Annotated in this window: 16 protein-coding genes; 5 read left to right on the forward strand and 11 right to left on the reverse strand. The window is 71.3% G+C overall.

All coding sequences use genetic code 11. The features are described 5' to 3' along the window. The first annotated feature begins 148 nt into the window (after positions 1 to 148). On the forward strand, positions 149 to 1,639 hold the full coding sequence (locus ABZ845_RS00670; protein WP_360971312.1) for a glutamate synthase subunit beta: 1,491 nt from the start codon (positions 149 to 151) through the stop codon (positions 1,637 to 1,639). Between the two features lie 31 nt (positions 1,640 to 1,670). Here the strand turns inward: ABZ845_RS00670 and ABZ845_RS00675 are convergent, their stop codons facing one another. Further along, positions 1,671 to 1,925 (reverse strand): DUF397 domain-containing protein, encoded by a 255-nt coding sequence (locus ABZ845_RS00675; protein WP_360971314.1) that lies wholly within the window; start codon positions 1,923 to 1,925, stop codon positions 1,671 to 1,673. Continuing rightward, positions 1,925 to 2,785 carry a helix-turn-helix transcriptional regulator gene (locus ABZ845_RS00680; RefSeq protein ID WP_360971317.1) on the reverse strand — a complete coding sequence of 287 codons (861 nt, stop codon included), beginning with the start codon at positions 2,783 to 2,785 and terminating at the stop codon, positions 1,925 to 1,927. Before ABZ845_RS00680 ends, ABZ845_RS00675 begins: the two co-directional genes overlap by 1 nt. Positions 2,786 to 3,053: 268 nt before the next feature. Between ABZ845_RS00680 and ABZ845_RS00685 the strand changes: the two genes are divergently transcribed. Continuing rightward, positions 3,054 to 3,782 (forward strand): ATP-binding protein, encoded by a 729-nt coding sequence (locus tag ABZ845_RS00685; RefSeq protein WP_360971320.1) that lies wholly within the window; start codon positions 3,054 to 3,056, stop codon positions 3,780 to 3,782. Beyond that, positions 3,773 to 4,231, forward strand: a complete 459-nt coding sequence (locus ABZ845_RS00690) for a hypothetical protein (protein WP_360971323.1) — start codon at positions 3,773 to 3,775, stop codon at positions 4,229 to 4,231. The genes ABZ845_RS00685 and ABZ845_RS00690 overlap by 10 nt, the downstream gene beginning before the upstream one ends. A gap of 60 nt (positions 4,232 to 4,291) precedes the next feature. Here the strand turns inward: ABZ845_RS00690 and ABZ845_RS00695 are convergent, their stop codons facing one another. The 4 genes from ABZ845_RS00695 to ABZ845_RS00710 form a co-directional block, all read right to left on the reverse strand. Further along, the gene (locus ABZ845_RS00695) at positions 4,292 to 4,465 is read right to left on the reverse strand and encodes a hypothetical protein (RefSeq protein ID WP_360971326.1); all 174 of its coding nucleotides are present in this window, start codon (positions 4,463 to 4,465) and stop codon (positions 4,292 to 4,294) included. Positions 4,466 to 5,011: 546 nt separating this feature from the next. Continuing rightward, positions 5,012 to 5,143: a hypothetical protein gene (locus ABZ845_RS00700; RefSeq protein ID WP_360971329.1), complete on the reverse strand. Its 132-nt coding sequence runs from the start codon at positions 5,141 to 5,143 to the stop codon at positions 5,012 to 5,014. Between the two features lie 4 nt (positions 5,144 to 5,147). Next, positions 5,148 to 5,879 carry a hypothetical protein gene (locus ABZ845_RS00705; RefSeq protein WP_360971332.1) on the reverse strand — a complete coding sequence of 244 codons (732 nt, stop codon included), beginning with the start codon at positions 5,877 to 5,879 and terminating at the stop codon, positions 5,148 to 5,150. A 93-nt stretch (positions 5,880 to 5,972) separates the two neighbouring features. Then, positions 5,973 to 6,686, reverse strand: a complete 714-nt coding sequence (locus tag ABZ845_RS00710) for a uracil-DNA glycosylase (RefSeq protein ID WP_360971334.1) — start codon at positions 6,684 to 6,686, stop codon at positions 5,973 to 5,975. Positions 6,687 to 6,979: 293 nt separating this feature from the next. Here ABZ845_RS00710 and ABZ845_RS00715 point away from each other — a divergent pair, with 293 nt between their 5' ends. Beyond that, positions 6,980 to 7,564: an RNA-binding S4 domain-containing protein gene (locus tag ABZ845_RS00715; RefSeq protein WP_360972386.1), complete on the forward strand. Its 585-nt coding sequence runs from the start codon at positions 6,980 to 6,982 to the stop codon at positions 7,562 to 7,564. 44 nt (positions 7,565 to 7,608) lie between these two features. On the opposite strand, the gene ABZ845_RS00720 is transcribed toward ABZ845_RS00715, so the two are convergent. Further along, positions 7,609 to 8,313 carry a class I SAM-dependent methyltransferase gene (locus ABZ845_RS00720; RefSeq protein ID WP_360971337.1) on the reverse strand — a complete coding sequence of 235 codons (705 nt, stop codon included), beginning with the start codon at positions 8,311 to 8,313 and terminating at the stop codon, positions 7,609 to 7,611. 97 nt (positions 8,314 to 8,410) lie between these two features. Then, on the reverse strand, positions 8,411 to 9,397 hold the full coding sequence (locus ABZ845_RS00725) for an acyltransferase domain-containing protein (RefSeq protein ID WP_360972388.1): 987 nt from the start codon (positions 9,395 to 9,397) through the stop codon (positions 8,411 to 8,413). A gap of 147 nt (positions 9,398 to 9,544) precedes the next feature. Between ABZ845_RS00725 and ABZ845_RS00730 the strand changes: the two genes are divergently transcribed. Further along, entirely contained in the window at positions 9,545 to 9,820 is a 276-nt protein-coding gene (locus tag ABZ845_RS00730) for a DUF6343 family protein (protein WP_360972390.1), read from the forward strand. A 68-nt stretch (positions 9,821 to 9,888) separates the two neighbouring features. Here the strand turns inward: ABZ845_RS00730 and ABZ845_RS00735 are convergent, their stop codons facing one another. The 3 genes from ABZ845_RS00735 to ABZ845_RS00745 all read right to left on the reverse strand — a co-directional run bounded on the left by ABZ845_RS00735 (position 9,889) and on the right by ABZ845_RS00745 (position 12,011). Then, positions 9,889 to 10,269, reverse strand: coding sequence for a tetratricopeptide repeat protein (locus ABZ845_RS00735; protein WP_360971340.1), 381 nt, complete (start codon positions 10,267 to 10,269; stop codon positions 9,889 to 9,891). Between the two features lie 50 nt (positions 10,270 to 10,319). Beyond that, a complete protein-coding gene (gene coaE / locus ABZ845_RS00740) occupies positions 10,320 to 10,928 on the reverse strand; it encodes a dephospho-CoA kinase (RefSeq protein WP_360971343.1) in 609 nt (202 codons plus the stop codon). A 144-nt stretch (positions 10,929 to 11,072) separates the two neighbouring features. After that, complete coding sequence (locus ABZ845_RS00745) at positions 11,073 to 12,011, reverse strand: PAC2 family protein (protein ID WP_360971346.1); 939 nt, start codon at positions 12,009 to 12,011, stop codon at positions 11,073 to 11,075. Positions 12,012 to 12,188 lie beyond the last annotated feature (177 nt).

The raw sequence follows: 12,188 nt of genomic DNA on the forward strand, positions 1-12,188 counted from the left end.
CTCCCGGGGTCTGGACGGAGTTCGGCACCAGGGCTCTGACCTGGGCCCCAGCAGTCCATGACAAAGGCGCAGCGCCGAGCGGCGGCCCCGGCGGGGGCGACGTATCGTGGCACGAAACGGTCCCGTACGCGTACGCAGGGGGGCGGCCATGGCCGATCCCAAGGGCTTTATGAACACACCGCGCGAGGACTGGCCCCGCAGGCCCGTCGAGGAACGGGTGAGGGACTGGAACGAGGTGTACGTTCCGGGCGCGCTGCTTCCGATCATCAGCCGGCAGGCGGACCGCTGCATGGACTGCGGCATACCGTTCTGCCACGAGGCCTGCCCGCTCGGCAACCTGATCCCCGAGTGGAACGACCTCGTCTCGCGCGAGGACTGGCGGGTGGCCAGCGACCGGCTGCACGCGACCAACAACTTCCCCGAGTTCACGGGCCGGTTGTGCCCGGCCCCCTGCGAGGCGGGGTGCGTCCTCGCCATCAATCAGCCCGCGGTCACCATAAAGAACGTGGAGGTGGCCATCGCGGACCGGGCCTGGGCGGAGGGTTTCGCTCCGCCGAGACCCCCCGAGCGGCTGTCGGGGCGGACCGTGGCGGTCGTCGGCTCGGGGCCCGCGGGGCTGGCGGCGGCCCAGCAGCTCACCCGGGCGGGGCACACGGTGGCGGTGTACGAGCGGGCGGACCGGATCGGGGGGCTGCTGCGGTACGGGATCCCGGCGTTCAAGATGGAGAAGCGGCATCTGGACCAGCGGCTGGAGCAGATGCGCGCCGAGGGGACCAAGTTCCGCACGTCGACGGCCGTCGGCCAGGACATCGGGGCGGCCGAGCTGCGGGCGCGCTACGACGCGGTGGTGATCGCGACCGGTGCGACGCACTGGCGCGAGCTGGACGTGCCCGGCCGCGAACTGGCCGGAATCCACCAGGCGATGGAGTATCTGCCGCTGGCCGACCGGGTGTGCGAGGGGGACCTGGAGGTCTCGCCGCTGTCGGCGGCCGGGAAGCACGTGGTGATCGTGGGCGGCGGGGACACCGGCGCCGACTGCCTGGGGACCGCGGTGCGTGAGGGCGCCGCTTCCGTGACCCAGCTGGACATCTATCCGCTGCCGGAGCCGGAGCGGAACGACGACACCGAGCCATGGCCGACCTATCCGAAGATCTACCGGCTCTCCGCCGCGCACGAGGAGGCTCGCGACCTGCGCTCGGCGCCCGCGGCGGACGCGGACGCCCGGCTCTTCGCGGCGTCCACGCTCCGCTTCGACGGGGACGCGGAGGGACACGTGCGGACGCTGCACCTGGTCGAGGTGGACGAACGGCGCAGTCCGCTGCCGGGCAGCGGGCGGACGATCCCCGCCGACCTGGTGCTGCTCGCGCTGGGGTTCTCGGGGCCCGACCGCGAGGACGGGCTGATCGACCAGCTCGGGCTCTCGCTCAGCGCACGGGGGACGATCGTGCGCGACGAGGACTTCGCGACCAACGTCCCCGGGGTGTACGTCGCCGGGGACGCCGCACGCGGGCAGTCGCTGATCGTGTGGGCGATCGCGGAGGGGCGGTCAGTGGCGGCGGCGGTGGACCGGCGGCTCAGCGGCGGCGCGTCGCGTCTGCCCGCGCCCATCGGACCGTACGACCGGCCGATGACCGTCTGAGGGCCGCGCATGCTCCCCCGGAGGGGGCCGGTCACGAGAGCAGGAAGTCGGCGTCGCCCGCCTTGGCTCCCTCGATGAACGCGGACATCTCGTCGGAGGTGTAGATCAGCGCGGGACCGTCCGGGTCGGTGGACTGGCGGACGGCGATGCGGCCGTCGGCGAGTTTCATCGCCTCCAGGCAGTTGCCGCCGTTGCCCCCGCTCCACGGCTTGTGCCAGCCCTCGCTGCCCAGGTCACGGGCGGGCATGCCGTTGTAGACGGTTATGCCTGGCGTGATGCTGTCCATTACAGCTCCTTGCGGAGATCCTCGAGGATCTCCTTCGTGCGGTGGGCTGTGGCAGCCTGGGCCGCCATGCGGTCCATGACCTCGAGATGGGTCGCCACCTCGGCCCGCGCATCCAGGTAGACGGCGCCGGTCAGATACTCGCTGTAGACCATGTCCGGCAGCTCCGGCATGGCGAATCGGAACAGTACGAAGGGCCCGTAGGTGCCGGGATGCGGGCCCGAGGCGAACTCGAGCACCTGCAGCGTCACATGGGGCAGCTCCATGACCTCCAGGAGTCTTTCGATCTGGGCTCGCATCACCTCGGGCCCGGTGACCGGACGGCGCAGGGCCGTCTCGTCCATCACGACCCATATGCGGGGTGTCTCCTCGCGTGTGAGCAGTTCCTGGCGCCGTATGCGCAGCGCCACATGGCGTTCGATGTCCTCGGGGCTGGTCCGGCCTATGGCGCCCGAGGTGAGGACGCCTCGCGCGTACTCCTCGGTCTGCATGATGCCCGGCACGAAATGGGGCTCGTACTGGCGGATCAGGGAGGCCGCGCCCTCCAGGCTGACGTACATCGAGAACCAGCCGGGCAGGATGTCGTGGAACCGCTGCCACCAGCCCGGCTTGTTGGCATCCTCCGCCAGCCGTACGAAGGCTTCGGTCTCGTCGTCGCCCACCCCGTAGGCCTTCAGCAGCAGTTGGAGGTAAGGGATCTTCAGACCGACCTCGGCCATCTCCATTCGGCGGATGGTGGCGGGAGCGACACGCAGGACGCTCGCGGCGTCCTCCCGTTTGAGACCGGCGCGTTCCCGCAGGTCCAGGAGGCGTCGGCCGAGGACGACCTGACCGACCGTCGGCGCCGACCGCGGCTCGCTCAACGCGCACCCCCTCCCGTGCTCCTGCTTCCCGACACCCCCGACGGCACTGGTCGAAACCTTTCCGCACCATGCCGCGCCCGCACCCGGACGCGGTGCGCGAACTGGCGGCACGGGCGCGCAGGCCCTCATGCCGAAGGCCCGTGGCCGGTTCCCAACCGACACGGATCGGCCCGCTGTTGCGAGCAGTGTGCCATGCAGCTTCTCGAAGTCACACCGCACTCTGCAATTTTCAGAGTGACCCTTGCCAAGTGTCCGGGTCGAGGCGATAGTGGCAAGCGTGATTCCGCCCGCGCCGTTAGGAACAGACACCGCCTCAGACCGCCTCGGACCGTGTGGCACCGCAGGGGCGGACCCCGGCGCTGCCGCCTGGCGCCGGTTCCGGTTCGAGCTGGCCGCACACCCGGGCTCCGTCGCACGGGCGCGGCAGCTGACGCGTGCCCGGCTGGGCGTCTGGGCGGTGTGCGAGGACACCCGCGAGACGGCCGCGCTGGTCGTCTCGGAGCTGGTGACCAACGCGATCGTGCACACCGCTGGAGAGCGTGTCCTGTGTGAACTGCGCGACGCGGACGACGTGGTGCGCATAGCCGTACGGGACGAGGGGTGCGCCCCCGGCGAGCCGCGCCCCGTTCCGCAGCGCCCCGATGAGGAGCACGGGAGGGGATTGCTTCTCGTCGCGGGTCTGTGCCGGGCCTGGGGGGTCCAGGATGCGAGTCCTGGGCTGCTGGTGTGGGCCGAACTGGCCCGGGAGGCGGGGCCTTCGGCCTCCGGCGAACCGCCTCGCCCGGCGCACCCGTCCCGGGACCTGCCGTGTTCCGGCGGCAGGTCCCGGGCGACCGGGGACACGCAGGCGCGGTCCGATCTCGGGTGGGGTGCCAAGAAGCCGCCGGTGAACGGAGAGGGGCGGTCCGACCCGGGCTGGGGCCCCCGGCGTCCCGCGCCAGACGGCCGGGATTCCGGTGCGGACGCGTCCCTGGGGACGGGGCCCGGATGGTGGTGACGGGTGCGGGCCCCGCTGGGCCCGGGACCGCGCAGGTCCTGGCCCTGGACTCGCTGGTCCGTCTCGGACGTGCGCGGCGGGTGTCCTCGGCTGCGTGCGGACGGCTCCCGATCCCCGAAGGCATGGCGGTCCCGCTCGGGTGGGACGCGGTGGCCGTGCCCGCCCGCCACGGTCCGCTGCTGCTGCCCAGGCTGCCGAGGATCGGCTGCGTGTACGCCGGCCGGACCGAGTGGTGGTGGATCGTCCCCCGCGACTCCGACGTCGCGCTCCACTGGCCGGCACCCGCTCGCTACGTGCGAGGCGCCCTCGTGCCGGATGCGCCGGACGCCCCCGGACTCATCCACCGTCCCGGCGACAACGTGCCCTACACCCCGCCGATCCCGCTGTATCTGGCGCTGTGCCACGTCACGGGGACCGCTCCCGCCTGGTCACGTCCGCTCAGCGCCTGACCGGTCGGCCGCACGGCCGGTGTCCCTGTCCCCGTGTCCCTCGCGACAGGGACAGCACGCCTAGTCGGCCGTCTCCGCCCCTGGTACGACCACCAGGAACGCGTCCGTCGCGAGATCCATGACGACCTCCGCCGGCTGTCCCTCCAGGCGGCGCGCCTGCGCGAACTCCTCCGCAGGCCACGATCCGCGCGGTCCGCCGGCCGGAAACCGCTCGAGCACCGTTCGCCCGTTCATCACCCCGCACCTCCTGACGCATCGCATCCGTGCCCCGGCGAGCCGTTCACGGTCCGCTATCGGGTATCTCCTGTCGGCTCATCGGGTTAAACGCCTCCTCCCGCCTGAACGGCTCGTGAAGTGACGGTACTGAGACGTATCTGACACTCGGTCGGCACGAAGGACGGACCGGCGAAGTGCTCTGGAGAAGGGAAGAGACCTGACAGGAAGGCGTGAAGGGAAGCCGGGAAGAGAAGCCGGGAAGGGAAGTCGAGAGGAAAGTCGTGGAGGAAGATGTGGGAACAGGAGCGGGCCCGAGGGCGTAGCCGGCCCCCGGGCCCTGTGATGCCGCCCGTATGGGCACGCCGGCACGCTTGAGAGCCCAGGTCAGTCGTTATGTCGCCGCGTCCTGCCTTTGGACCATCGCGCATCGAGCTGCGCGAGCCGGACTTGAACCGGCATTTCGACGTCCGGGGCCTGGGCCCGGTCGATCCGGCGATCGGCGGCGAATGCTGAGTCTGGAGCAATAGTCTGAGATTGATCGCGGTCTGCCTCTGCCGAGTTGGGCTACCGCGGCAGGAGTCCGTGCCGCGGGGAGGACTCGAACCTCCACTGGGACCGCGCAGTCACGACAAGCCTCAGCTTCAGCTTGCGCTCCTCGCGCACCCCGGCCGTCGAGCACACGGCCGGGGAGTTCATGAGGCTACCCGAACAGGTAGCCGAACACCGCGTCACCGACCCGCTGGTCGACGACGTCCACGGCGTTCGCCTCCTCGCGGGCGAACTTGACGGCCTGCTGGAGCTTCTCGACCCGGTCGAGCAACTCGTTCACGCGCCGGGCGGGAAGGGCGCCGGAGAACTTCACGGTCGTCCAGTGTCCGACCGGCACGTCCTCGTAGTACACCTCGACCTGCGCCGGGTGCTTGTCGGTGGCCTCGGCCTTGACGTGGTTGCGGGGCACCTTCTTCGTCCGCAGGGTGCGCACCGGCTCGGTCTTCCAGGCGTCGGTGGACGGGTCCTGGGCCCAGGACTCGGAGGCGTCGAGCACCGGCAGCTTGCGTACGAAGGTGTTGAGGTCGACGAGTTGCTTCTCCAGGAAGAGCAGATACGCCACCGGGACGTCCGCGACGAGTACACGTCCGTCCACCTTCACATCCGCCTTGGCCGTGCAGTTGGCCCAGTCCTTGGTGGCGGTTACGTCGAACAGCCGGGTGAGCGTCCCGGCGGTCTGCCGCAGCACGTCCTCGGCCTGCACCTGGACCCGCGTGGACTCGGGCGGCAACTGCTCGCCCTCTTCGTCCTTCGGCTGGTACGTACGCGAGATTCCGGCCAGCAACGCGGGCTTCTGCAGGCCGTGGTGAGCAGCCGTCAGGTCCTGGTGCGACTTGGACTTGACGCCCTTCTCGACCGCGATGATCTGATTGAGTTTCGCCACGCCGCAGACGGTAGCAACGAGGCCGGGGTGAATTCGCAGGATTATCGGGCGGCAGGGTGGTCCCCGGCGACAGGCCGAATATCCGGGGGGTGACTACCGATCGTGCTCCGGTGTGGTCGGCAGGCCCGCCGTCTCCCCCGCCGTGCGCAGTACGTCCCGCAGCATCCGGGGGGTGAGACGTCCGGTGAAGGTGTTGCGCTGGCTGACGTGGAAGCACCCGAACAGTTCCAGTCCCTCCAGCTTCACCCGGGCCCCGTGCCCGAAGGCCGGCCGGGGACGCGGCACCGGAATGCCCGTCTCCGCCAGAGCGGTCAGGGCGGACTGCCAGCCGAAGGCGCCGAGCGCGACCACGCACCGCAGCGAGGGCCTCAGCAGCCGCAGCTCCTGCACAAGCCAGGGCCGGCAGGTGTCCCGTTCCTCGGTCGTCGGCTTGTTGCCGGGCGGGGCACAGTGCACCGGGGCGGTGACGCGCACCCCGTACAGTTCGAGGCCGTCGTCCGCGGACACCGATGTCGGCTGCGAGGCGAGCCCCACGGCGTACAGCGCCTCATAGAGCACGTCTCCCGAACGGTCCCCGGTGAACATCCGGCCGGTCCGGTTCCCGCCGTGGGCCGCGGGGGCGAGACCGACCACCAGCAATCGGGCGTCCGGCGGTCCGAAGCCCGGCACCGGCCTCCCCCAGTAGGTCCAGTCCGCGAACGCGGCACGCTTGGTGCGGGCCACCTCCTCGCGCCATGCGACCAGACGGGGGCACGCACGGCATCCCGTGATCCGCTCGTCCAAAGAGGCCAGACCGCTGCCTTCCATTCCTCCACGGTAGGACCGGTCGGGCGCGGACAGCGGCCGGCGGAGCGCCGTTCTCCGTCCGGCGCGGAAAAACCCGTCCGGTCGGCCCGGCTCGGGAGGCTAGGCTCGGGAACATGGCTTCACCAGGTGTGGACGACGACAGGGCGGGCCACGGGGACGGCGCAGACGCGACCCGTGTGGCCGCCGACCGGGAGTCCCGGGCGGACCGTGCACCTCGGGCGGGCCGTCCGGGTGCCGAGGGGACGCGGGAGAGCCGGGGCGCAGACGTCCCGGGCGCGCCCGGCCAGGCCGTCGTGGACCCGCAGGTCCCGGACACCGGCGCCGCGGACGCGAAGACCGCCGCCGCGGTGGCCGCCGCCGCGGCCGCCGGCCCCTCCACCGGCGAGAGCGTGCGCATCGACAGCTGGATCTGGTCCGTGCGGCTCGTCAAGACCCGGTCGGTCGGCGCCACCGCTTGCCGGGGCGGCCATGTGCGGGTCAACGGCGAGCGGGTGAAGCCCGCCTACGCCGTACGCGTCGGCGACGAGGTGCGTCTGCGCCACGAGGGACGGGAGCGGATCGTGGTGGTGAAGCGCCTGATCCGCAAGCGGGTGGGCGCCCCCGTGGCCGTCCAGTGCTACATCGACAACAGTCCGCCCCCGCCGCCCCGCGAGGCCGTGGCTCCGGCCGGGCTCCGCGACCGCGGCGCCGGTCGCCCGACCAAGCGCGACCGCCGCGAGCTGGAACGCCTCCGTGGCCTGGCGGGGGCCCCCGGCAGCGGCTTCGCAAGCGCCTACGGGGCTCAGGGCCGCTCAGGAGGCCAGGGCCGCCCGGAAGGCCCCCAGCACTCCGGCGCCCGGAACCGGTCCCCCGGCCGGGGTGGCTCCGGGGGCGCGTGACGGAGCCGGTTCACGGCCCCGCCGCGCTCCTTCACACCGGCATGTCACCGGCCCCCGGCGTCCGCCTTCACGGCTCGCGCCCACATCCGGTCCTCGGTCAGATACCGGTCCACCTTCAGCCCTGCCTCATCGAGTGCCTCCTCGAACTGTTCCCTGGTCAGCGGCCGGGCCAGGAAGGTCTGTGTCCAGCTCGCGTCGGGGAATTCGTACTCGGCGCGGACCTGGCGCACTCCGTCCCCGATCGGCCGTGAGTACGCGATCCGTATCGTGAAGCCCCGTGGATCGACCCGCTCGCGTGGCACGTTCACGTGGTAGTCCTCCGCCTCTCGCTGGATGAGCACGCATCCGCCGTCCGCCACATGCCGGGCGCATGTTCTGAGCAGCCCTCGCCGTACCTCCGCATCCCCCGCGTGCACGAGGAACGACGCCAGCATCACCACGTCGAACGTCTCCCCCAGATCGAGAGCCTCGACAGGGCTGCACACCGTGCGTGCTCCGCGCACACGCTCCAGCATCTGCGGTGACTCGTCCACCGCCGTCACCGTGAATCCGCGCTCCAGCAGGGGATGGGTCATCCGGCCGACCCCGCTGCCCAGCTCGAGGATGCGCGCACCCGCCGGCACGGCCGCGGCCACGATGTCCGGTTCGTCGCCGGGCGGCAGCCGCGCATACAGCTCGACGGCGCAGCCGTCCGGCGTGATCGCGCCGGGGCCGGTGCCCTGATATCCCTCTCGCGTGTTCGCCTTCATGCCCGTTCAACGGGCGGCCCTCCGCGCCCCGTTCCCTCACCCCCGTCACTCGATGGAGTGATAGTTCGAGGAGGGAACGTGCGTGCGGTGGGGTGGGTCAGAGCGCGAACCAGCCCTGCCCGCCGTACCAGTGCCCGCCCTCCCGCAGATGGTCCACCACGGCACGCTCGACACTGCTTCGCCTCGGCAGCCCCTCCAGTGGAAGCTCGGGATCTCCGAAGACGAAGCCGATCGGCATGCTGTCGTCCGGCGTCGTCTCCTGGTGCGCGAGTGCGAACCGGTCCTGGAAGCGGACGATGTTGGAGTCGGCGGGCAGCCTCAGCTTGAGCTGGGGGTCCAGGAGCCAGGAGTCGCACACGGCGATCTCGTACCCTTCGTCCGGATAGTGCTCGGCGAAGAACGCGCGTGCCAGCGCCAGGGACCGCTCACAGGCGGACGGGGTCAGAGCGCCGTAGAAGTCGGGTATGTGCAGGCTCAGGCACGGGTCTCCGGGTCCCAGTCCCCGGCCCGCCGCCGCGACGGCGCGCCCGGTGCGCTGCCCCAGCCGTGTCCGCTGGTACTGCAGCCGCCCCAGCTGGAACAGTTCCCCGTGGAAGTAGAGCGCCGTCCACCAAGGGAACAGCAGCCCTCCCCTCCCGCGCCGCCGGCGGTGCACCGCCATATGGCGTCCGAGGTCCGCGAGAGTGCGGCGGGTGACCTCCTCCGGCACACCGCGCTCACGGTGATAGGCGCGCACGTACGGCAGCGCCGCGACAAACACGTACACCGGGAAGTACCGCCCGAGCGGGCCCGCCGAGTCCGGGAACAACGGCGGCTCCCAGCCCTTCCCGATCTCCCCCATGTCCCGTACGAAGCGGGCGACGCACCGCGACAGCAGCGTCGTCGCCTCCTCGTCCCGTGCGAGCCGGGCGCGCAGTGCGACGAGGCCGTTGATGTCCTCGTGGGGTACGGACAGGTCGAGCAGGACGCCGGGCAACTCGTCCGCGCCGGGCAGGGCCACGTCCGTGGGCGCCTCACCCTCCGCCTCGAGATCCCTCAGCCAGCCCGCGAGCCTCGCGTCCGCCCGCAGCGCCTCCAGCAGCACCATCGCCTCCCCCGGGTACCGAGTACCGGCACCGAGTACGGAGCACCGAGCACCCGCTCGCACTCACGCGGTCCGCGGTCCGCCGGATCCGGCGGACCCTTCCATGGTGAACGTGCACCACGAAGGGTACTTATGGCGGTAGGAGCAATGATGGGGATGCGTACGGGCAGTGAACCGACGACAGCACGCAGTGCTCTGCGGATGCGCTTGTGGCTGTCCGTCTGGGGCATGGCGTGGGCGACGTTCGGACTGATCGCCTTCGCCCTCGTCGGACGGCCCGGCTGGGCTGCCGCATGCGGTGTGCTGTGGGTGGTCGTCTGCGTCGACCTAGTGGTGATCCTTCGGCACATGCACCAAGGCCCCCACTGGCAGCCGGGCCGCGATGTCCCGCCGTATCCTCCGCCGGAACGACGTGACAGGTAGACGGCCGAAACGGCGGGCCTGTGGAGCCCGCCACACAGTGGTGGCCGCCAGGCGCACGGCACGGGCGCCTACGACTCGAAACGCGCCGCCTTCAGGTACTCCGGGTTCGGGTCCAGTGCGGCGGCCAGACGGAAGTGCCGCTTCGCCTCTTCCGGGCGGGCCTGGCGTTCATAAGTGCGGGCCAGCGCGAAGTGCGCGAACGCGTTGTCCGGCTCGCGTTCCAGCACGATGCTGAACTCCAGCTCGGCGGGGCGCAGTTGCGCGGCGGCGAAGAAGGCTCGGGCGCGCAGCAGCCGCGCCGCCGTGTTCTCGGGGTGCGCGGCTATCACTGCGTCGAGCAGTTTCACCGCGCCCCGCGGGTCCCGCGCGGCGAGCAGTTGCTCCGCGGCGCGGAAGTCGATCACGTGGGTCTCCGGAGTACGTCCGGTCGGATCGCTGTTCTGGGGCACGGCAGAGTCCTTCCCTCACTGAACCCGTTCAACGCCCCCGACCTCGACCGCTATTCCTGTGCGCCCCGCGCCCTGCCGCTGAGCTCCGCCCATACGTCCCTCACGCTCCGCTCCAGCCGCTCCAGGGGGACGTCGTTGTCGATGACGATGTCGGCGATCTCCAGACGCTTCTCGCGCGTCGCCTGGGCGGCCATACGCGCGCGTGCGTCCTCCTCGCTCATGCCGCGCAGACGGACGAGCCGGTCGAGCTGGGTTGCGGGGCTCACGTCCACGACGACCACGACGTCGTAGAGCGGGGCCAGCGCGTTCTCGGCGAGGAGCGGCACGTCATGGACGACCACGGCGTCCTTGGGTGCGGCGTCCTCCAGCTCACGGGAGCGGGCGCCCACCAGGGGGTGCACGATCGCGTTCAGGACGGAGAGTTTCTCGGGGTCGGCGAAGACGATCGCACCCAGCGCCGGACGGTCCAGCCCGCCGCCGGGCAGCAGGACCTCCTGCCCGAATGCCTCGACGACCGCGGCCAGCCCGTCAGTTCCGGGCTCCACGACCTCACGTGCGATGCGGTCCGCGTCGATCAGCACGGCGCCGCACTCCACGAGCAGCCGGGACACCTCGCTCTTGCCGGCGCCGATGCCGCCGGTCAGTCCCACGGACAGCACGACCGCGCCTCCACCTCCCGCCCCGCCGCGGTCGCCGCCGCGGGGAGAACTCGCCGACTCCGATACCGCCGGTCAGCCCACCGGGGGCCGCCTCCGCGTGGGCGGAGGCCGGTGGGGTGCGGTCATGTCCGTCACCTTAGCGGATCAGTTCTCGCCCTCCCGCTCCGCCAGGAACCGCTCGAACTCCCGCCCGATCTCGTCCGCCGAGGGGATCTCCATCGGCTCGGCGAGCATATTGCCGCGCGTCTCGGCGCCCGCGGCGGCGTCGTACTGGTGCTCAAGGCCCTGCACGAGGGCGACCAGTTCCTCGTCGCCCTCCTGGATCTGCCGGTCGATCTCCGTCTGGGTGCGGTGGGCGTCCGTGCGCAGGGCGTGGGCGGCACTGGGCAGGACGAGCCCCGTGGCGGCCGTGATCGCCTCCAGGGTGGTCAGCGCGGCGTCCGGATACGTCGAGCGGGCGATGTAGTGCGGTACGTGCGCCGCCACGCCCAGGACGTCGTGCCCGGCTTCCATCAGGCGGTATTCGATCAGGGACTCGGCGCTGCCGGGGACTTGCGCCTCCTGGAAGGGGCTGCGGTGGCCGGGTACGAGGTCGGCGCGGTTGCCGTGCGGGGTGAGCCCCACCGGGCGGGTGTGCGGCACCCCCATGGGGATGCCGTGGAAGTTCACGGACAGCCGGACGCCGAGCCGCTCCACGATCTGCCGGACGGCCATCGCGAAGCGCTCCCACTCGACATCCGGCTCGGGTCCGGACAGCAGCAGGAAAGGCGCCCCGGTGGCGTCCTGGACGAGGCGCACCTCGATCGTGGGCTCCTCGTAGTGCGTCCAGCGGTCGCGCTTGAAGGTGAGCAGCGGGCGACGAGCCCGGTAGTCAACGAGCCGGTCGTGGTCGAAGCGCGCCACGACCTGCTGGGGAAGCGAGTCGAGGAGCCGGTCCACGATCTGTTCGCCGGTCTCACCCGCGTCGATGTAGCCGTCGAAGTGGTAGAGCATCACCAGGCCGGCCGACTCCTGGGCGAGCGCCATGTCTACGACGGCCAGCCCCTTCGGCTCCCATACGTACAAACCCTGTGGATCACGCACCAGACCGCTCCTCCTCGTGTTCGTACTCCACAACGTGAGCCGGGGCATGGTGATTCCCGCTCCGGGGCAATCCCGGAGTTCAACTTGCGGGGAGGGTCCCGTCGCCGGTTACGGGCCGTCAGAAATGCCCGTGCCCGCCCGCCTTCCGCGTGCCCGGGTACGACACACCGAGGGCCC

This window comes from Streptomyces sp. NPDC047022, from assembly GCF_040644155.1.
Lineage (GTDB): Bacteria > Actinomycetota > Actinomycetes > Streptomycetales > Streptomycetaceae > Streptomyces.